General features: G+C 62.4%; 19 protein-coding genes. 10 read left to right on the forward strand and 9 right to left on the reverse strand.

The annotated features are described in order from the left end of the window. Positions 1 to 6 precede the first annotated feature (6 nt). From P3G66_RS08000 to P3G66_RS08015, 4 genes are read left to right on the forward strand one after another with little or no spacing between them, the layout of a single operon-like run. Positions 7 to 798: an SDR family oxidoreductase gene (locus P3G66_RS08000; RefSeq protein ID WP_042449642.1), complete on the forward strand. Its 792-nt coding sequence runs from the start codon at positions 7 to 9 to the stop codon at positions 796 to 798. Further along, the gene (locus tag P3G66_RS08005) at positions 798 to 1,838 is read left to right on the forward strand and encodes a Gfo/Idh/MocA family oxidoreductase (protein ID WP_276116371.1); all 1,041 of its coding nucleotides are present in this window, start codon (positions 798 to 800) and stop codon (positions 1,836 to 1,838) included. Before P3G66_RS08000 ends, P3G66_RS08005 begins: the two co-directional genes overlap by 1 nt. After that, positions 1,835 to 2,701 carry a TIM barrel protein gene (locus tag P3G66_RS08010; protein ID WP_007727332.1) on the forward strand — a complete coding sequence of 289 codons (867 nt, stop codon included), beginning with the start codon at positions 1,835 to 1,837 and terminating at the stop codon, positions 2,699 to 2,701. Before P3G66_RS08005 ends, P3G66_RS08010 begins: the two co-directional genes overlap by 4 nt. Next, a complete protein-coding gene (locus P3G66_RS08015) occupies positions 2,698 to 3,702 on the forward strand; it encodes a Gfo/Idh/MocA family oxidoreductase (RefSeq protein ID WP_030535067.1) in 1,005 nt (334 codons plus the stop codon). Before P3G66_RS08010 ends, P3G66_RS08015 begins: the two co-directional genes overlap by 4 nt. A 58-nt stretch (positions 3,703 to 3,760) precedes the next feature. Here P3G66_RS08015 and P3G66_RS08020 read toward each other — a convergent pair whose 3' ends face one another. From P3G66_RS08020 to P3G66_RS08035, 4 genes are all read right to left on the reverse strand, one after another. Continuing rightward, positions 3,761 to 4,573 carry an ATP-binding cassette domain-containing protein gene (locus P3G66_RS08020; protein WP_007727336.1) on the reverse strand — a complete coding sequence of 271 codons (813 nt, stop codon included), beginning with the start codon at positions 4,571 to 4,573 and terminating at the stop codon, positions 3,761 to 3,763. A 3-nt stretch (positions 4,574 to 4,576) separates the two neighbouring features. Then, positions 4,577 to 5,635, reverse strand: coding sequence for an ABC transporter permease (locus P3G66_RS08025; RefSeq protein ID WP_003940759.1), 1,059 nt, complete (start codon positions 5,633 to 5,635; stop codon positions 4,577 to 4,579). A gap of 63 nt (positions 5,636 to 5,698) precedes the next feature. Then, positions 5,699 to 6,700, reverse strand: a complete 1,002-nt coding sequence (locus P3G66_RS08030) for a substrate-binding domain-containing protein (RefSeq protein ID WP_007727338.1) — start codon at positions 6,698 to 6,700, stop codon at positions 5,699 to 5,701. Between the two features lie 160 nt (positions 6,701 to 6,860). Then, positions 6,861 to 7,862 carry a LacI family DNA-binding transcriptional regulator gene (locus P3G66_RS08035; protein WP_118602482.1) on the reverse strand — a complete coding sequence of 334 codons (1,002 nt, stop codon included), beginning with the start codon at positions 7,860 to 7,862 and terminating at the stop codon, positions 6,861 to 6,863. Between the two features lie 115 nt (positions 7,863 to 7,977). On the opposite strand from P3G66_RS08035, the gene P3G66_RS08040 reads away from it, so the two are divergent. From P3G66_RS08040 to P3G66_RS08055, 4 genes are all read left to right on the forward strand, one after another. Then, positions 7,978 to 9,003, forward strand: coding sequence for a Gfo/Idh/MocA family oxidoreductase (locus P3G66_RS08040; protein WP_042923507.1), 1,026 nt, complete (start codon positions 7,978 to 7,980; stop codon positions 9,001 to 9,003). After that, positions 9,000 to 9,776: a TIM barrel protein gene (locus P3G66_RS08045; protein WP_118602480.1), complete on the forward strand. Its 777-nt coding sequence runs from the start codon at positions 9,000 to 9,002 to the stop codon at positions 9,774 to 9,776. The genes P3G66_RS08040 and P3G66_RS08045 overlap by 4 nt, the downstream gene beginning before the upstream one ends. A gap of 173 nt (positions 9,777 to 9,949) precedes the next feature. Next, the gene (locus tag P3G66_RS08050; protein ID WP_276116372.1) at positions 9,950 to 11,134 is read left to right on the forward strand and encodes a phytanoyl-CoA dioxygenase family protein; all 1,185 of its coding nucleotides are present in this window, start codon (positions 9,950 to 9,952) and stop codon (positions 11,132 to 11,134) included. Between the two features lie 62 nt (positions 11,135 to 11,196). Beyond that, a complete protein-coding gene (locus tag P3G66_RS08055) occupies positions 11,197 to 11,514 on the forward strand; it encodes a hypothetical protein (protein WP_039972802.1) in 318 nt (105 codons plus the stop codon). A gap of 39 nt (positions 11,515 to 11,553) precedes the next feature. On the opposite strand, the gene P3G66_RS08060 is transcribed toward P3G66_RS08055, so the two are convergent. The 5 genes from P3G66_RS08060 to P3G66_RS08080 form a co-directional block, all read right to left on the reverse strand. Next, positions 11,554 to 11,979 (reverse strand): hypothetical protein, encoded by a 426-nt coding sequence (locus tag P3G66_RS08060; RefSeq protein WP_100245418.1) that lies wholly within the window; start codon positions 11,977 to 11,979, stop codon positions 11,554 to 11,556. A gap of 58 nt (positions 11,980 to 12,037) precedes the next feature. After that, positions 12,038 to 13,474, reverse strand: coding sequence for a rifampin monooxygenase Iri (gene iri, locus P3G66_RS08065; protein ID WP_007727353.1), 1,437 nt, complete (start codon positions 13,472 to 13,474; stop codon positions 12,038 to 12,040). 121 nt (positions 13,475 to 13,595) lie between these two features. Beyond that, positions 13,596 to 14,978: an MFS transporter gene (locus tag P3G66_RS08070; protein ID WP_007727359.1), complete on the reverse strand. Its 1,383-nt coding sequence runs from the start codon at positions 14,976 to 14,978 to the stop codon at positions 13,596 to 13,598. Between the two features lie 30 nt (positions 14,979 to 15,008). Continuing rightward, positions 15,009 to 16,157, reverse strand: coding sequence for a Gfo/Idh/MocA family oxidoreductase (locus P3G66_RS08075; RefSeq protein WP_007727362.1), 1,149 nt, complete (start codon positions 16,155 to 16,157; stop codon positions 15,009 to 15,011). 106 nt (positions 16,158 to 16,263) lie between these two features. After that, positions 16,264 to 17,001 carry a GntR family transcriptional regulator gene (locus P3G66_RS08080; RefSeq protein WP_003941006.1) on the reverse strand — a complete coding sequence of 246 codons (738 nt, stop codon included), beginning with the start codon at positions 16,999 to 17,001 and terminating at the stop codon, positions 16,264 to 16,266. A 199-nt stretch (positions 17,002 to 17,200) separates the two neighbouring features. Between P3G66_RS08080 and iolC the strand changes: the two genes are divergently transcribed. Beyond that, positions 17,201 to 18,205, forward strand: coding sequence for a 5-dehydro-2-deoxygluconokinase (gene iolC / locus P3G66_RS08085; RefSeq protein ID WP_193604587.1), 1,005 nt, complete (start codon positions 17,201 to 17,203; stop codon positions 18,203 to 18,205). Next, the gene (locus P3G66_RS08090) at positions 18,198 to 19,097 is read left to right on the forward strand and encodes a hypothetical protein (protein WP_021332504.1); all 900 of its coding nucleotides are present in this window, start codon (positions 18,198 to 18,200) and stop codon (positions 19,095 to 19,097) included. The genes iolC and P3G66_RS08090 overlap by 8 nt, the downstream gene beginning before the upstream one ends. The last annotated feature ends 13 nt before the right edge of the window (positions 19,098 to 19,110 follow it).

A 19,110-nucleotide genomic window follows, 5' to 3' on the forward strand; every position in this document is an offset into this window, starting at 1 on the left:
AAACCCATGACTTCTACGCCGGGCGTAACCAGGCCCGCACTCCTGGCCGACACCGTCTTACTGGTCAGTGGCGGCTCGCAAGGCGTCGGCGCCGGAATCGTACGCGCCGCAGTCCGTGAGGGCGCTCAGGTGGCTTTCACCGGCCGACGCCCGGACGTCGGAAAGGCTCTCGAGACAGAACTTCCGGGAACTCACTTCATCGAAGCCGATGTGGCACAAACGGATTCCGCGCTCGACAGCGTGGCCGAGACGATCTCTCACTTCGGCCGCGTGGATGCTCTGGTCAATTCCGCCGGGCTCACTTCACGCGGAACGCTGCTCGACACCACCGAAGAACTCTTCGACCAGCACATCGCGGTGAACCTTCGCGGTCCGTTCTTCACGATGCAGGCAGCAGTCAAAGACATGCGCGAGCGTGCGGTCCCCGGGTCCATCGTCAACATCATCTCCACGTCCGAACTCGGCGGGCAGCCGTATCTCGCGCCGTACGTGGCAGCGAAGGCCGGGCTGGCGGGGCTGACCCGCAACGCCGCCCATGCGCATCGCTGGGATCGTATCCGGATCAACGGTCTCGACATCGGGTGGACACAGACCGAGGGTGAAGACCTCACGCAGAGAGCTTTTCACGACGCTGGTGACGACTGGCAGGAACGTTCGGGCAGCACCCTCCCCATGGGCAAGCTCGGACAGGTCGACGAAATCGCCGACTTCGTCGTCTTCCTGCTCTCCGATCGCAGCGGAGTCGTGACGGGTTCGATCATCGACTGGGACCAGAACGTCTTCGGAGGGCTGGACTGATGGGCGCTCGCATCGGAGTCGTCGGCCTCGGACGAATCGGCAGCTACCACGCCCGAAATCTACTGACGCTAAACGGCGTCGACGCACTGGTTGTCACCGATGTCGACGCACGTCGAACCTCGGACGTGGCAAGCGAACTCGACGTGGAGTCCGCTGCCGATCCCGACGCGCTTCTAGCGTCAGGCATCGACGGCGTTCTGATCGCCGCGCCGTCGAGTTCACATGCCGAATTGATCGAAGCCGCTGTCCGCCTAGACATCCCGACGTTCTGCGAAAAGCCGGTAGCCGACTCCATCGAATCCTCCGTTCGTGTACTCGCGACTGCCGAGCAGACGTCGGTACCAGTCCAGATCGGATTTCAGCGCCGATTCGACCCGTCATTTGTGGCGGCGTACGACGCGGTTCGATCTGGAGAACTCGGTTGGATCCACACTCTCCGATCGACCACCCTCGACCCCGCTCCCCCGCCGATCTCGTACATCGAACACTCAGGCGGCATCTTCCGCGACTGCTCGATCCACGACTTCGACATCGTACGGTGGATCAGCGGCCGCGAAGTCACCACTGTTTTTGCCACCGGCTCGAATCAGGGTGATCGCGGGATCGCCGATGCCGGTGACGTCGACACCGCCGCAACGGTTCTCACTTTCGAAGGCGGAACCATCGCGGTCGTGTCGAATACCCGCTACAACGGCCGCGGCTACGACTGCCGACTCGAGGTACTCGGCTCGGCGGACTCCGTCGTTGCCGGGCTGGACGACCGCTTGCCACTCCGCTCCCTCGACCCCGAAACATCGTTCCCCTCGAAGGAGCCGTACACGTTCTTCATGGACCGCTTCACGTCCGCCTACCGTGCGGAACTCGAAGCATTCCTCGGCGTTGTCGCCGGGCGTCGGGAATCACCTAGCACGCCCGCAGATGCGGTCGAGTCGGCCTGGATCTCCGAAGCTGCAACGCACTCTCTGCGCGAGGGTCGGCCCGTCACGATCACCGAAGTCAAAGATCTGTTCCTTCACGACAAGAATGAGGCACACACATGAGCACTCCTCGCATCGCCGGCGCACCGATCTCCTGGGGCGTGTGCGAAGTCCCGGGCTGGGGCTACCAGCTCGACCCTGCGCAAGTCCTCCGGGAAATGCGCGAAGTCGGTCTGGCGGCAACGGAAATCGGACCGGAGGGCTTTCTGCCGACTGCACCCGCCGAAATGGCCAAGGTGCTCGCGGATCACGATCTGAGCGCAGTCGGCGGGTTCGCACCGGTACTGCTGCATGATCGCGATCATGATCCGGTTCCCGGCATCTCCCCCATCCTCGATGGTTTCGTCGCCTCGGGTGCCGAGGTTTTGGTCCTGGCCGCCGCGACGGGTTCCGACGGCTACGATTCACGCCCGGAACTGGACGAGCAGAGTTGGAAAACCCTGCTGCACAATCTCGATCGCCTCACCGACGCCGCGGCCGAGCGCGGAATCAGGGCAGTTGTCCACCCTCACGTCGGAACGATGATCGAGCAGCGCGACGAGGTCCTGCGAGTGCTCGACGGCTCGGCCATCCCCCTGTGCCTGGACACCGGCCACCTGTTGATCGGCGGCACCGATCCGGTCGACCTGGCGCGTCAAGCTCCCGAGCGCATCACCCACGTGCATCTCAAGGACGTCGACGATGCCCTCGCATCACGCGTTCGCAGAGGTGAGCTCACCTACACCGACGGCGTGAAGGCGGGAATGTACCGTCCACTCGGTGGCGGCGACGTCGACATCGCCGGTGTCACAGCCATATTGCAGCGCCACGGTTTCGACGGGTGGTACGTGCTCGAGCAGGACACCATTCTGGCCGAAGCGCCGTCGGACGAGGGACCGGTGCGCGATGTGCGAGCGAGCGTCGAGTATCTGCGGTCGGTTCTGTGACACCTCCTACCCCGCTGCGGATAGGCATTCTGGGAGCCTCACGCATCGCCGAGAACGCGATGATCAAACCTGCAACGGCCACCGGGCACCGCCTGGTGGCCGTTGCCGCACGCGACCCCGAGCGGGCCAGAGCCTATGCGGCCCAGCATGGGATCGAACGGGTGGTCGGTTCGTACGCCGAGCTGATCTCGGATCCGGAGGTGGATGTCGTCTACAACGCGCTGCCCAACAGCCTGCACGGACCGTGGAATCTCGCCGCCGTTCAGGCCGGCAAGCACGTGCTGACGGAGAAACCGTTTTCGAGCAACGCGGTGGAAGCGCGTGCTGTAGCCGAGGCAGCACGCGTGAGCGGCGTGACGCTGCTCGAGGGGTTCCACTACCTCTTTCATCCGGTGAACCGGCGCCTGCTGGATCTGGTTCGAAGCGGCGCCGTCGGCGCGGTCACTCGGGTGGAAACCGTACTGCGGATGCCCACACCATCCGAGAACGACCCGCGGTGGGAGCTCGCCTTGGCAGGCGGGTCACTGATGGACCTGGGCTGCTACGGGTTACATGCTTCCCGGACGCTGAGTGACGTCTGTGGTGGTGCGCCAGTGGTGACCGAGACCCGCCACGAGGAATATGCTCCGAGGGTTGATTCGTGGTTCGACATCGAACTCGAATACCCCAGCGGCGCCACGGCATCCGTGGTGACCACGATGTTGGACGAGCGGTATCACTTCACCTTCCGAGTATTCGGCACTGAAGGAGACGTCCTGGTACACAACTTCCTGCAGCCGGACATCGACGACCGTGTCTCCGTCACGGCCGGTGGGCGCACGAGCGTCGAGCATCTGGGCACGAAGTCGTCGTACACCTATCAACTCGAAGCGTTCGCCGATCATCTGTCCGGGGTCTCGGCGCTGCCGATCGGGCCGGGCGACGCGGTAGCCAACATGACGATGATCGACGAGGCGTACATGCATTCCGGCCTCGGGGTTCGGCCGACGACCATCCTCTGACGAAACGACTACAGCCTCGGTTCGATTCGAACCGAGGCTGTAGTCGCGAGGTTTTGATCTAGCGGCGAAGCTCGTGGGTCAGCGTCTCGAGCTCGTCACCGCCCGCCATCTCCTTGGTCAGTTCTTCGAGTGAGATGTCGTCGTACTTGGCGTCAAGCTTCTGCCTGCCTCGGTTGAGGAGCACGAAGTGATCGCCGACCATGTACGCGTGGTGCGGATTGTGCGTGATGAAGATGACGCCGAATCCCTGTTCCTTGGCAGCGGTGATGTAGCGCAACACCATTCCCGACTGCTTGACGCCGAGCGCTGCTGTCGGCTCGTCGAGAATCAGCACGCGCGCGCCGAAGAAGATGGCGCGGGCGATGGCAACACACTGACGCTGACCGCCCGAGAGACTACCGATCGGTGCGTCGACGTCAGGTAGTTCGATGCCCATCTTCGACAGTTCCGAAAGAGTCGTCGCGCGCATGGCGTTGGCGTCGAGCGACTTGATCAGACCACCCTTGCGCAGTTCCTGCCCGAGGAAGAAGTTGCGCCACACCGGCATCAACGCAACGACGGCGAGGTCCTGATAGACCGTCGCGATGCCTTTGCCGAGCGCTTCTTTCGGCGAGTGGAACGTTGTCGGTTCGCCGTCGACGAGTAGTTCACCTTCGCTCTGTTGGTGCAGACCGGCGATGATCTTGATCAGCGTGGACTTGCCTGCGCCGTTGTCACCGAGCACGCCTGTTACTTCACCCGCACCGACGCGCAGGTTGATTCCCTTGAGCGCGATGATGTTTCCGTATTGCTTACCGACGTCCTTGAGCTCGATCAGTGGCACGTTGCCGCCCGAGTTCGAGAGAGCGGGAACTTCAGCTGTGGTACTCATGTGTCACCTTTTCGCAGCGTAGTTGCGGAATGCGTTGTTGGCGATGACCGCGAAGAGCAGCATGGCGCCGAGGAAGAACTTGAACCAGTCCGGGTTCCAGCCTGCGTAGACGATGCCCTGGTTGGTCATACCGAAGATGAATGCACCGATCGCAGCGCCGATCGCGGTTCCGTAACCACCGGTGAGCAGGCAACCGCCGATGACTGCGGCGATGATGTACAGGAACTCGTTACCGACACCCTGACCGGACTGAACGGTGTTGAACGAGAACAGCAGATGCATGCCCACGAACCAGGCAGCAAAGCCGACGGTCATGAACAAGCCGATCTTGACTGCGGTCACGGGCACACCGATCGCGCGGGCACTGTCCTGATTGCCGCCGACCGCGAAGATCCAGTTGCCGATCTTGGTCTTGAACAAAACAAATGTTGCAATCGCGGTGAACAGCAGCCACCACACGACCGTGATCTTGACGGACACCCCGAAGACCGAGAACGACGACGCGAATACCTTTTTGGCGGAATCGAATCCAGCCATATCGGAGACGCTGGGTGTGGCCACCTGACCACTCACGAGCTTGGTGACGGCCAGGTTGATACCGGTCAACATCAGGAAAGAACTCAAGGTGATGAGAAAGCTGGGAATCTTCGTCTTCATGACGAGGTAGCCGTTGAAGAATCCGACGGCGAGCGAGACGACCAGCGCCAGAATCGCGCCCACCCACAGGTTGAGGTGCAGGTTGTAGGCGATCATCGACGCGGCGAGCGAGGACGTGGTGACTGCGACGCCGGCGGAGAGGTCGAACTCGCCGCCGATCATGAGCAGGGCGACCGCGCAAGCCATGATGCCGATCGTGGAGCTGGAGTAGAGCACTGTCGCAAGCGCTTCCGGCGTACGGAACGGTGCCGCGACGATACAGAAGAAGATGAAGATGGCGATGGCGCCGACAAGTGAACCCATCTCCGGGCGGAGCAGCAGACGCTGAATGCGCTTTTGCTCCTTCACCCGTTCATCGGTCACGACTTTATGGGCGGCAAGGTCGAGATCTGCCTGAGTGGACATGATTTCCCTTCCGTGCTGGACAGGCGCACGGAGGGCGGACTCTCAGCCCTCCGTGCGCCCGGATCAGCGAGTTCCGTTCTTGGCGTACTCGGCGACCGAGTCGATGTTGGTGTTGTCGATGAACGCGGGTCCGGTCAGGGTGGGCAAGCCACCACCGATCACGTTGCCGTTGTTGAGGTAAAGCCACAGCGAATCGATGGCGAGGTAGCCCTGCAGGAAGGGTTGCTGGTCCACTGCCCACTGCACGTCACCGGATTTGATGGCGTCGACGAGCGCCGCGTTGGTGTCGAAGGTGACGACCTTCGCCTTGCTGCCCGCATTGCCGACCGACGTCACGGACGTCAATGCGAACGGCGCACCGAGCGCGAGAACTCGATCGATTGCCGGGTCCTGTTGAAGTTTCGCGGTGATGGTCGACTCCACCGACGGCATGTCCTTGCCGTTGACGTTGAGAATCTCCGTCGTTCCCTTGAACGACTTCTTCACACCGGCGCACCGTGATTCGAGGCTCACGTTGCCCTGCTCCTGAATCACGCACAGCACCTTGGTCGCACCTTCGGTGTTGAGTCGCTCGCCGGCAGCTTCACCGGCAATCGACTCGTCCTGACCGAAGTACTCCTTGACGCCCATGTCCTTCCAGGTTTCGAGGCCCGAGTTGAGGGCGACCACCGGAATGCCCGCGGCGGTGGCACTTTGGACCGCGGCAACCATGGCGTCGGGCTTCGCGAGGGTAACGGCAATCCCGTCGACCTTGCTGTCGATCGCGCTCTGAACCAAGTTGGCCTGATTCGGTGCCTCGGGATCGGCGGAGTACCGAAGTTCGATGTTGTCCTTCGCCGCTGCGGTTTCGGCTCCCTTGCGCACCAGATCCCAGAACGTGTCACCGGGAACTTCGTGGGTGATCATCGCAATGGTGGCGCGGGGCGTGTCCGCCGTACCCGCGCCCATTCCGGATCCGGATGAATCCGGCTTACCGCCGGTGCTGGAACAGGCGGCCAGACCCAAGACCACGACTGAGGCTCCGGCCAGTACGGCAACGCTCTTGCGCCCCGTGAGAAACGACATGCGAACTCCCTCTCGACATCAACCAACGGCCCGCGAACGGATGGTGCTCGGTTGTATGTGAAAGATGTAATACCCGTCACAGTCGAATGTCAATAGTTTGTTCTGACATTAGGACTGCTTATCAAAGGCCAGACAAACTGAAGGGAGTGGAAAGGCCAGGTCAACGCGCTGCAGGTCCAGTTGAACCTCGAACCACTAGTTGTGGTTGCGCGACTATGTCCTTGCCCAAGAGTCCACTTCCGCCATCGAGACGTTCGGAGATTCGCTCCACCGCGGCGCCACCCAGAAACGCCGTGTCCTGCCCGACGCTGGTCAGATCGATGTGCACCAAACCTGCCAATGCACTGTTGTCGAATCCGATCACGGAGACGTCGCCGGGCACCGAGACCCCGGCACGCAGGAAGACGTCGAGAACCCCCAGCGCGCAGCGATCATTGAAAGCGAAGACCGCACCGGGAATCCCTTGTTCGACCATCGACCGCGCGGCGTCCGCGCCGAACTCCTCCGTGAGGCCGCCGGGAAGTATCCGCGATTCCAGTCCGGCCGCCCGCATGGCCTTCCGGTAGCCCTGACGCCTCTCCTGGGCGCCCGGACCGCGTCCGCCGTCGACATGGACAATCGAGCGGTGCCCGAGTCCGACGAGATGATTCACGGCCATCACGGCGCCCGCCTCGTCGTCCGTGCGGACAACGTCCACATGTGCTGAGGGCATCTTCCGGGCGAGCACGACGACGGGAACCTTGGCCGCCAGGTCGACGATCTCCGATTCCGGCGCCTGCGAACCCAACAGCAAGATCGCCTCGCATCGGTCGTCGAGCAGGGTGCGCACGGCGCGCGAGCCAGGCCTGCGGTCCGAGACAGCGCTGAGAACGACGTCGTAGCGCAAGCGTTCGGCTGCGTCGTAGATCTCGTCGAGCAGCTCCGCGTGAAAGGTTTGCGCGGCAACATAACTGACACCGATCAGGCGGCTGCGATGCTGGCGCAGCAGTCGCGCCGCGTTGTCGGGTCGATAGCCGAGTTCGTCCGCGGCCGCCTTGACCCGTACCCGCGTCGCATCGCTGGCACCCGGGACATCGCGAATGACGATGGACACCAGTGCGCGTGACACACCGGCCAGGTCTGCTACGTCTTGCAAGGTGGGGCGTCGACTGTTCACCTCCACAGACTAGATCGTTCCAGCGAATACACGCCGAAACGTTGACGCACGAGGCAACCAGCGCTTTACTGACACGACTAGAACGATCTAGTTCCTCATCCTCACTCCGAACGGAGCCCCCATGTCTGCCTCTGTTGCAGTCGGTCTGATCGGCGCTGGATGGATCGGCCGTTTCCACGGCGAGTCCGTCGCGCTGCGTATCCCCGGCACCCGTCTCGTCGCCGTCGCCGATCCTGCGCCCGGCGCTGCGGCGTCGTTGATCGAACGTGTCAGTCCCGACGCCCGCGCGTACACCGACGCCCTTGAGCTGATTGCCGATCCGACCGTCGAAGCGGTGCTCATCAGTACGCCCGCATCAACTCACACCGATCTCGTGGTAGCAGCAGCGGAGGCCGGCAAGCATGTCTTCTGCGAAAAGCCGATGGCTTTGACACTCGAGGACGCCGATCGCGCAATCGGCGCATGCGCCGCGAACAATGTTGCGCTGCAGGTCGGTTTCAATCGCCGTTTCGCCGCCGATTTCGCGGCGGCCCACGACGTGATCACCTCCGGCGGAATCGGGACCCCGCAGCTACTTCGCTCTCTGACTCGCGATCCGGGAATCACCGCCGACGTCGCCTCTCGAGTCAAGCCGTGGACGATCTTCAACGAGACACTGATTCACGACTTCGACGCCCTGCTCTGGCTCAACCCGGGGGCACGCGTCGTCGAGGTGTTCGCGCAGGCCGATGCTCTCGTCCATCCGCAGTACAAGGAGCAGGGGTACCTCGATACGTCGATGGTTCAGTTGCGGTTCGACAACGGCGCCTTCGCGTCGGCCGAGGCCAACTTCCAGGCCACCTACGGTTACGACGTTCGCGGCGAGGTTTTCGGTTCCGGTGGAATGGTGAGTGCAGGCGAGGTCACGCGGACCGCGATGCGTCATTACAGCTCACCGGGCGTTCTGGCCGACACACCTCGGGTGAACATCGAACTGTTTCACGACGCCTATGTTGCCCAGCTAGCGCACTTCGCAGACTGCATCCGCTCCGGCAGCGCGCCGTCGGTCGACGGTCTCGATGCTCGCAACGCCCTGGAAATCGCACTGGCTGCAAAAGAATCCGTGGAAACCGGACTGCCCGTATCGCTGCTGTCGGTGCCGCAGTGAGCCCCTTCGATTTGGCGGTCTCTGCCGAGATGACGTTCACCGAACTCCCTGTCGTCGAACGCATTCGGCGGATCTCGGAGGCGGGGTTCGCAGCCGAGATCTGGAGTTGGCAAGACAAGGACCTCGATGCTCTGGTCGCCACCGGGGCTCGGTTCTCCTCGATGACCGGCTATCTTCACGGCGATTTGTTCGACGAAGCGGGCAGCGCCGAACTCGTACGTACAGCGGCGCTATGCCTCGCGCCGGCAGCGAAACTCGGCGTTCCTCGGCTGAACTTCCATACCGGCGAGCTGATCGACGGACAGGCCGCGCGCCCGCAGTATCGAACTACGGGAGCGATGTGGCTGACGGCCCAACGCGCTCTCGAGAAGATCGCGCGACTGGGTGAAGACGCCGGAGTCGTCTTCTGCCTCGAGAATCTCAATACGATCGTCGATCACCCTGGCGTACCGATGGCCAGAGCCAAAGACACTCTGGCACTGGTGGAATCCGTCTCACACCCCAACCTCAAGATGATGCTCGACCTCTACCACGCACAGATCGGCGAAGGAAACCTCATCGAACTCGTGCGGCGTTGTGGTGACAACATCGGCGAGATTCAGGTGGCCGACGTACCCGGCCGATGCGAACCCGGAACCGGCGAGATCAACTACCCAGCCATCGCACGCGTTCTCGCCGAGCAGGGTTACACCGGCACGATCGGATTGGAGGGCTGGGCATCCGGAGACAGTGACACCGCACTCACTGCTTTCCGGAACGCCTTCACTCTCTAACTCTCACCCAGGAACGTGATCCCGTCGTAGCGCGCAGATCTTCCGTCACCGGTCGAGTCCACGGGGAGCGCTTCCTGAGGTCTTTTTGATGGATTTCAGGGGTAGTTTCGATGGCTTTTCCTTGGCAGTCTTTGAGTCACAGCACATCGTGAACTCCGCAGGAAGGCCCCCGAATGACTCCAGCACTGACCGACCACACCGTGCCGTTCGCGGGTAGATTGCACCGAGAAGATTGCAACATCGAAGACTTCGCCGCTCTGGTCGCACACGAGACAGACCCCGTCGATTACCCGTACGCCCATTCGGTGGCCGACGGCGTTCTTCTCTACCGCTCGGATGCTCTGGTCGACAAATTGTCGAATCCTGAAATCCGGGCGGAGATTCAGGACGAGATCGCCCGCGCGTTACTCACCGGTCCAGGCATCACGGTCTTCCAAGGCGCGTTCGACGCGGAGGTATTGGATCGCGCCAGTGCGGTCTTCCGCGAACTCATTGCGCGCCAACACGAATCCGGCGCGACGTCCGGGGATCACTTCGCCAAACCCGGAGCCAATGACCGGATCTGGGGAGCACAACTGAAGTTGGCGCTCGAAGATCCCAAGGCTTACGTCGACTACTACGCAAACAGCATTGTCGCTTTGGCTTCGGAAGCCTGGCTCGGCCCCATGTATCAGGTGACGTCGGACGTCAACGTCGTCAATCCCGGTGGCGCCGCACAGAATCCACATCGCGACTACCACCTCGGTTTCATGTCGAGCGACGTCGCTGCGAAGTTCCGAGCGCACGTTCATCGCTTGACCCCCGCCCTCACCTTGCAAGGTGCAGTCGCCCATGTGGACATGCCGGTCGAGACGGGCCCGACGAAATATCTGCCGTACTCCCAACAATTCGAATCCGGATACCTCGCGTTCGAGCGTCCCGAGTTCAAGGAGTTCTTCGAGGCCAATTACGTCCAATTACCTTTGGAGAAGGGAGATGCCGTCTTCTTCAACCCTGCACTGTTCCACGCCGCCGGCCACAACAAATCCGCCGACGTCCTGCGCATGGCAAATCTTCTTCAGGTGTCGTCAGCCTTCGGTCGCGCCCTCGGAACCATTGACCGGGACGCGCTCGTCAACGCGATCTATCCGGCACTGCTCGCTCTCAGCGAAGCAGGTTCCGACGAGGCAGTTCGGTGTGCCGTCGCCGCCTCGGCCGAGGGCTACGCCTTCCCGACCAATCTGGACCGAGACCAACCGATCGACGGCCTCACGCCTCAGACGCAGGCCGAACTAGTGATGGAGGCGGTTCGCGAGCGGATCTCGCCTGACCATCTGGCCGAGTTGCTGAAGGCACAGTCCGAGAGACGAATGGCCTGAGGGACGACAGCGCTGACGAGACTCGGACCGCCCCAATGCCGGTCAGTCGGTATGCTCGTGGCATGGGGTGGGACTTGTTAGTGCTGTTCGCCATGATCGGCCCGTTGGCCGTGTTCGGGTGGGCCGCCGTTCGGGCGAAGCGCCGCGGACTCGGCGGATCGTTCGTCGGGCCGTTTCAGGAGATGTTCGATCCCGGTGCGGCGCGAGCACAGACTGTCATCGAACAGATCGCGGAACTTCCGGATCCTGCGGACTCCGGCGACCCGGACAACGACGACGATGTGCCGTACACAGTCGCCTACGAGGGTGTTCGGCTCCACATCAACCCCGGTAAGGCTCGACAGCGCGGAAGCGACGGGACCACCAAGCGAGCTCAGTGAAAGTCGGACCGGATACAACGCGAGGGAGAACTGGTTCAGTCAGGGCCGGCGAAGTTGATAGGTGACACCGTTCTCCAACTCATCTGAGCTGAAGGACTCCGGAGAGAAGTGGCCCAAGCTCACCTCATAGTTTCTCTGGTTTGCGGGGACGGCATCAAAATGTGCGGTGTAGGAGCAGGTGCTCATTCCGTCGGGAAGTTGATCGATTGCCTCGACCTCGAGTGCCGACCTTGTGGATGCAGCGCCGCTGCCCCCGAAAATCTGAATCTGGTCGTTCGGAGCAACACGAATCATGTCGATCACGCACTCTCCAGAGACCGTCTCGGCCTGCTCTGCCTGACCGGTCACCGTTATCGTGGCGGCAAAGGTTTTCGGCACATCGACATTGGTCGTGCAGCTTGTCAGCATCAGCGCTCCCACAGAGCCCGCTGCCGCAGCCGCAACCTGTGCTGACCTTCGCCTCATAGTCGTCAACGGTAGTGCGTCCGAGTCGCCACGGTGCTCGGTTGCCGAATCCGAAGAGTCACACGGGGCCCGTCGCCGGCCGGCCGAACCACGTGGACAGCTGAGTATCCAACTCCACCTGCGAATCCCCCACCCATGCCACGTGACCGTCCGGTCGAAGCAGGACAGCCGGTGAGTCCAATTCGGTGCTGGTGTCGACTACGTGGTCGACTCGATCGCTCCAACCATCTACCGCCAGTTGGCTACCCTGGTCGAGAAGAAGTCCGCGGCCGGATCGCATCAGGTCGTACAGGTTGCCGCGGGTCAACGCGATGTTCCGCAGCCGCCGACCGAGTAAGTCGTCGCCTTCGCCGAAATCGTAGCGAATCGAGATCGCAGTGATCTTCTCGGTCAGATAGCGCTTGACGTCTTCGAATTCCATCAGCTCGGAGATCAAGCGCCGCACGGCTTGTGGACCGGCAGCGGTGGAGATCAGCTCCGCCTGCGCGCGCGTGTTGTCGAGAACGTCGGCAGCCACCGGACGCCGTTCCGATTCGTACGTGTCGAGCAGGACGTCCGGTGCCCAGCCATTGATCTCGGCGGCGAGCTTCCAGCCGAGGTTGAAGGCATCTTGCACACCGAGATTGAGACCTTGACCGCCCATCGGTGGGTGGATGTGTGCGGCATCGCCGGCGAGGAACACCCGGTCGCGCCGGTAGTGCTCCGCTAGACGGGTGGCGTCGCCGAAGCGCGAGAGCCACCGCGGCGAGTGCACACCGAAGTCGGTACCCGCAATGGCCAGTAGCTGTTGTTTGATGTCGTCGAGGGTGGTCGGTGTTGCGCGACCGTCGGCAACTTCGGCCGCAGGGACCACGACACGAAAAGCGCCGTTACCGGCGGGACCGACTCCGAATCGTTTGTGCGTTTCCCGGATTTCGGCGACAACGGCGGCCAGTTCATCAGCCGGCATGGTCACGTCCATTTCGCCGATCAGCGTGTCGGCGCTCGACGGCTCGCCGGGAAACCCGACGTCGATCAGCTTCCGAACAGTGCTGCGGCCGCCGTCGCAGCCCACGAGATAACGCGCGTGAAGTGTTGTGCCGTCGGATAATTCCGCTGTGACGCTATCGGTATCTTGACGGATCGCGACGACGCGCTTCCCTCGCTGAATGTCCGCACCGACTTCGGTGGCATGTTCGGCAAGAATCCTGTCGATCTCGGGCTGAGGAATGCCCAGTACGTACCCGTGCGCAGTATCGAGGTGCGCCGGTGCCGGTTTGCTGATCCCCGCGAAGAATCCACCGAGCGGATACTTGCGGCCGTGCGCGAGGAACTTGTCCAGCAACCCGCGCTGCTCCATGATTTCGATGCTGCGCACATGGATGCCGAGAGCACGGACGAACTGAGTCGGCTCCTCGTCCTTGTCCACGACGACGACATCGACGCCCTGCAGCCGGAGCTCACCTGCCAGCATCAATCCAGTTGGTCCAGCACCGACAATGATGACGTCACTCATGCGATCCCCTCCTCCGGGCAAGGCTTTTGCTTGCTCGCAGCAGACGAGTGTGCACCATCACCGGGGCCTTGCCGCAAGCCCCGGGTCCCGCGTTATGATGAAGGTGGCGGAAGACGCTTCATCAGCGCACCAACACCACAGCACCCGTATCGCGTGGGAGCCGCCAACTCTCGATCACCGTCGGCACCAGCATGGCCCCGAGAACACCCAGCGTAAGAGAAAACGGCACTCCGCCGCTCAGATCCTCCGACTCCGCCAACGGTGTACAGAGCGTGATCACCAAAGCGGACAGTGCAATACCCAGACCGGACGCCAACTCTTGCAGCGTTGCATGCAGAGTATTGGCATCGGTCAGCTCACCCGAGTCGACGTCGGCGAACGCCAAGCTGTTGTACGCGGTGAACCCGATGGATCGCAACGCGCCACTGACAAACAGTGCGACAGCGATTACGACGTCCGGTGTCGTCGACGAGATCAGTACCAGGGCACCGAAGCACACCACCGACAGAACTCCGTTTCCCACCAGAACTAGTCTGATCCCGAACCTGCGCATGAGCGGAGTGGTGAGCGGTTTGATCGCGATATTCCCCGCGAACAGAGCCATCACCAGCAGACCGGCCTTGAACGCCGACATTTCGAATCCCACTTGGAACAACAACGGCAGCACAAACGGCACGCCCATGATCACGAGCCGGTACAGCGAGCCGCTCGACGCGACGAGCCGAAACGATCGAAGCCGGAGGACGCCGAGCGCGATGAGCGGGTGATCCGACCGGACGAGGTGAATGACGGCCAAGCTCAACAAGATCAGAGCCGCAACGATCCCGAGGCCCACTCTTAGCCAGTCGGTTCCGGCACTGTGCACGCTCTCGAGCGCCACGACAAGCACTGCGACGCCTGCTCCGATCACCACCAATCCCAGCCAGTCAAGGCTCCGTTTCTGCGTTTGCCGAATGTCGGGCACCATGCGCAATGCCAGCAGAAACCCGACGATCCCGATCGGAACGTTGATCAGAAAGATCCAGCGCCACGAAGCGATCGACACGATGGCTCCACCCACAGCGGGCGCAAGAACCGGCGCTGTGAGCGCCGGCCACGTCAAGTAGGCGATAGCCCGTACGAGTTCCGCCTTCGACGTCACCCGCAATACTGCGAGCCGCCCTACCGGCACCATCATGGCGCCGCCTACCCCTTGTAAAGCACGCATTCCCACCAGCATCGGGAGGGAGGTGCTCAGTGCACATCCCACCGACGCCACCGTGAAAACGGCTATGGCAGAGATGAAGACACGTCGCGTTCCGAATCTGTCGGCCATCCATCCGCTCGCCGGGATCAGGACGGCCAACACCAGGAGGTACGAAGAAACGGCGACATTGACGTCGACGGCGTCAACTCCGAAAGATTGGGCGATCGACGGCAGTGCCGTTGCGAGAATCGTCGCGTCCAGCATCTCCATGAACAGCGCTGCTGCCACGAGCAGCGCCAGTCCGCGGGGAAATGTCACTGCACCAGAGACTTTCGGAGGAGCTGTCGATCAGCCGAGAAAAATCCAGCTGCCGGAGGTCACCGAGGCGACCATCGCGTCCAGAGCCTGTGCGGACGCGACTGCATCAGCGATGGTCGCGCCCTGCGGCGCTCCGTCCACGATCGAGGCGATGAAATTGCGAGCCTCGATCACTTTCAGGTCGTCGTAGCCCATCGCGTTGGCCGCGCCAGGCTGGAAGCGGCCGAACTCACCCGACTCTGGGCCGACCAGAACCGTCGTGACGGATTGGTCCTGGTACTTCGAGCCGAGGCTGGTGCCCAGTTCACCCATCCGGCGGTAGTCCCAGAACACGGCACCTTTCGTGCCGTGAATCTCGAATCCGTAATTGTTCTGCTCTCCCACGGCGACGCGGCATGCTTCGAGGGTGCACCGGCCACCCGACCCGAGGCGCAGCAGTGCGCTGACGAAGTCTTCGTTCTCGACAGCCCCCATCTCCCCACCGCTGGCCCGCGCATGTCCACTGGTAGCGGCGGACGGACGCGCACGCTCCGGGATGAAGATCGCAGTATCCGCAACGAGAGCGTCGACGTCACCGAGAAGATGACGAATCAGATCGATGCCGTGCGAAGCCAAGTCGCCCAGGACGCCCGCGCCGCCGCGCTCACGCTCGTATCGCCAACTCAAAGCACCTTCAGGGTGGGCCGCATAGTCGCTGAGGAAACGAAAACGCGAGTGCGTGATCGTGCCCAACTCCCCTGAGTCGATCAGGCTCTTTGCCAGGGCCACAGCCGGCGCGTTTCGGTAGTTGAAGCCGACGGTCGACTGCACACCGGCCTTCGAGACTGCTACGGCAACAGCTTTGGCGTCTTCCGTGGACAAGCCGACGGGCTTCTCGATCCAGATGTGTTTGCCGGCCTCTGCCATTGCGACGCCGATTTCACGGTGCAAGAAGTTCGGGGCCGTGATGCTCACCGCGTCGATGGCCGGATCGGCTGCGATATCGCGCCAATCCTGGGTGAAAGCTTCGAAACCGAACTGGTCCGCTGCTTCCTCCCCTCTGCCAGGCACCTCGTCGGCGACGGCGGCCAGGCGGATCACGGGAAGCTGCGGATAGTGCTGCCGCAGACGCAGATACGCCTGCGTGTGGACGCGGCCCATCCATCCGAATCCGGCAACTGCTACTGAAATGCCTGTCATGAGGCTCCGTTCGGGTCAAATGATCGAAGGATCGCAGAAATGCTGGGATCACAAATCACCCCCACTGACTCGGTCAGGCGGGTACTCGTGTCACCGGGATCGAGATCTAGCGGTCGACCACGGTGGTGTCGAAGTAGTAACGCGACGCTCGGTAGCAGTGGCTGCCGTACTCGACGGCGCTACCTGAATCGTCAAATGCAGTGCGGCTCATGGTCAAGAGGGCAGCACCCACTTTCTCGTCGAGCAATCCTGCTTCTTCGCGAGTCGCCGCCCGAGCGCCGATTCGCTGCCGCGCCACACGGATGTGAACGCCGCGAGTTCGCAAGGTTTGGTACAGCCCCTGCGTCTCCAACTCCTCGGGATCGGGTGCGATGTCCACCGGAATGTAGTTGGTCATCACGGCAAGCGGTTCGCCGTTGGTGCTTCGCAGACGCCTGATGGTGGCCACTTCGGCGTCAGGTTCGAGGTTGAGTTCCGCGGCAACGTCCTCGGCGGGAACTCCCACCGTGAACTCGAGCAGCTTGGTCGTCGGCGCCTGGCCGGCCCTCGCAAGGTCGTCGAACAGGCTGGTGAGCTCGACCGGGCGGTGCACCGGACTTTGCACCACCTGAGTTCCGACTCCCCGCTTACGAACAAGTAGTCCCTTGTCCACCAGCTCCTGGATCGCGCGTCGAGTGGTCGGACGTGAGAGATTGAGCCGTTTGGCCAACGCCAGTTCATTCTCGAAGCGATCACCTGGGGCAAGTTCGCCACCGAGAATAGCGCCCTCGATTGCCTGTGCCAGCTGAAAATACAGCGGCACCGGGCTCGAGCGGTCCAACTCGACGGCGAGTGCTGCGACCACGGCCAACTCCGATCTGTCTTGGGAAGGCGCCGTATCGACGCTACTTCTCTCGGCAGTGTATGCGAACACTAACATTCACTTGACCGCAAGTCATAATGTCCAGACAAACTATTGACAATAGCTGTGTCGCGGCGCACAGTTTCAGTCATACATCGGTGCCCTGCGTGGGCAACCCACCACGAACTCTCGGGAGTCAGTTTTGACAAGCATCAACACTCACCAGAGCGGGTCACACATCCCTGACGCACCCTTCGACGTGCTTGCCATCGGCCGATCGGGGGTGGACATCTACCCACTTCAGACCGGTGTCGGACTCGAGGACGTCGAGACGTTCGGCAAGTTCCTCGGCGGCAGCGCAGCCAATGTCTCGGTGGCGGCTGCACGCCTCGGCCGGCGAGCAGCACTGATCTCCGGCGTAGGCAGCGATCCTTTCGGGAAGTTCGTCACACGCGAGTTGGCACGTCTGGGCGTCGACAACAGGTTTGTCGTCACCAATTCCGAGTACCCGACACCGGTGACGTTCTGCGAGATCTTCCCTCCTGACGACTTTCCGCTGTACTTCTACCGCAAGCCGCACGCGCCCGATCTTCGGATCACCCCGGAAGACATCGACCTCGACGCCGTTCGAACAGCGTCCCTCTACTGGTCGACTGTGACGGGGCTGTCCGAAGAACCGAGTCGCAGTGCACACTTCGCGGCCTGGGAAGCCCGCGAACGACGCCCGCTGACGGTCCTCGATCTGGACTACCGCCCGATGTTCTGGTCGACGCCCCAAGAAGCAACCAATCAGGTGCAGCGCGCTCTGGCGCACGTGACAGTAGCCGTCGGAAACCGCGAAGAGTGCGAGATCGCGGTCGGTGAGACCAATCCGAACAAGGCCGCCGACGCGCTTCTCGACCTCGGCGTCGAACTGGCCATCGTGAAGCAGGGCCCGAAGGGCGTACTCGGCAAAACGCGAAAGCAATCGATCACCGTGCCGCCCAACGCCGTCGACGTGGTCAACGGGCTGGGAGCAGGCGACAGCTTCGGCGGATCACTGTGCCACGGACTGTTGGCCGGGTGGCCGCTGGAGAAGGTACTGCGGTACGCCAACGCGGCCGGCGCGATAGTCGCATCTCGGCTCGAATGCTCCACTGCGATGCCGACCGCCGAAGAAGTCCACGATCTCGCCGAAGCCACAGCCACGGAGGCAGTCAATGTCTGACAAGCTCGCCGCCCGCCCCCTCGCCACCACCTACGCCGAAGTGACGGAACTGCGTGCGAGCGATCCGCAGATCATCGAAAAGGCCTGGGCAGCGCGAACTCCTCGCGCCACTGTTCGAGGCAATGGTCGACTGATGATCGTCGCTGCCGATCACCCGGCCCGTGGGGCACTGTCTGTCGGTGGCAAGCCGACAGCGATGAACAGTCGTACAGATCTGCTCGACAGATTACGAACTGCGCTCGACAATCCCGGAGTCGACGGCGTTCTCGGCACCGCGGACATTCTCGACGATCTGCTCCTCCTCGGCGCCCTCGACGACAAGGTCGTCTTCTCGTCGATGAACCGCGGCGGCCTGGCAGGCGCGAGCTTCGAACTCGACGACCGCATGACCGGATATACCGCGGCGGGCACCGCGAAGTTTGGAATGAACGGCGGAAAGATGCTGCTACGCATCGCACTCGACGACGCGGGCACACTGCCCACCATGACGGCATGTGCCGAAGCCGTGGACGAACTGGCCGCGGCCGGACTGATCGCGATGCTCGAGCCGTTCCTCTCCAGCCGCGTGAACGGCAAGGTCGTCAACGATCTCAGCCCCGACGCCGTCATCAAATCCATCCACATCTCCCAAGGTCTCGGCTCCACCTCGGCGTACACGTGGATGAAACTGCCGGTCGTCGACGAGATGGAACGCGTCATGGATGCGACCACCCTCCCGACGCTCCTCCTGGGGGGAGATCCGCAGATCGCGCCGGAAGAAACGTACGCAAAGTGGGACGCTGCACTTCAGCTGCCGTCCGTGCGCGGACTGATCGTCGGACGCGCGCTGCTCTACCCACCCGACGGCGACGTCACCGCGGCCGTCGACACCGCAGTCAAGCTCGTCCACTAGAACCGACCTGGCA

This window comes from Rhodococcus sp. C3V, from assembly GCF_029269915.1.
Lineage (GTDB): Bacteria > Actinomycetota > Actinomycetes > Mycobacteriales > Mycobacteriaceae > Rhodococcus_F > Rhodococcus_F qingshengii.

What these genes read in the sequence shown, in the direction of transcription:
- P3G66_RS08000 (WP_042449642.1), top strand. Translation starts at nt 7, where the DNA reads ATGACTTCTACGCCGGGCGTAACCAGGCCCGCACTCCTGGCCGACACC.
- P3G66_RS08005 (WP_276116371.1), top strand. Translation starts at nt 798, where the DNA reads ATGGGCGCTCGCATCGGAGTCGTCGGCCTCGGACGAATCGGCAGCTAC.
- P3G66_RS08010 (WP_007727332.1), top strand. Translation starts at nt 1,835, where the DNA reads ATGAGCACTCCTCGCATCGCCGGCGCACCGATCTCCTGGGGCGTGTGC.
- P3G66_RS08020 (WP_007727336.1), bottom strand. Translation starts at nt 4,573, where the DNA reads ATGAGTACCACAGCTGAAGTTCCCGCTCTCTCGAACTCGGGCGGCAAC.
- P3G66_RS08025 (WP_003940759.1), bottom strand. Translation starts at nt 5,635, where the DNA reads ATGTCCACTCAGGCAGATCTCGACCTTGCCGCCCATAAAGTCGTGACC.
- P3G66_RS08030 (WP_007727338.1), bottom strand. Translation starts at nt 6,700, where the DNA reads ATGTCGTTTCTCACGGGGCGCAAGAGCGTTGCCGTACTGGCCGGAGCC.
- P3G66_RS08040 (WP_042923507.1), top strand. Translation starts at nt 7,978, where the DNA reads ATGTCTGCCTCTGTTGCAGTCGGTCTGATCGGCGCTGGATGGATCGGC.
- P3G66_RS08050 (WP_276116372.1), top strand. Translation starts at nt 9,950, where the DNA reads ATGACTCCAGCACTGACCGACCACACCGTGCCGTTCGCGGGTAGATTG.
- P3G66_RS08055 (WP_039972802.1), top strand. Translation starts at nt 11,197, where the DNA reads ATGGGGTGGGACTTGTTAGTGCTGTTCGCCATGATCGGCCCGTTGGCC.
- P3G66_RS08060 (WP_100245418.1), bottom strand. Translation starts at nt 11,979, where the DNA reads ATGAGGCGAAGGTCAGCACAGGTTGCGGCTGCGGCAGCGGGCTCTGTG.
- iri (WP_007727353.1), bottom strand. Translation starts at nt 13,474, where the DNA reads ATGAGTGACGTCATCATTGTCGGTGCTGGACCAACTGGATTGATGCTG.
- P3G66_RS08075 (WP_007727362.1), bottom strand. Translation starts at nt 16,157, where the DNA reads ATGACAGGCATTTCAGTAGCAGTTGCCGGATTCGGATGGATGGGCCGC.
- P3G66_RS08090 (WP_021332504.1), top strand. Translation starts at nt 18,198, where the DNA reads ATGTCTGACAAGCTCGCCGCCCGCCCCCTCGCCACCACCTACGCCGAA.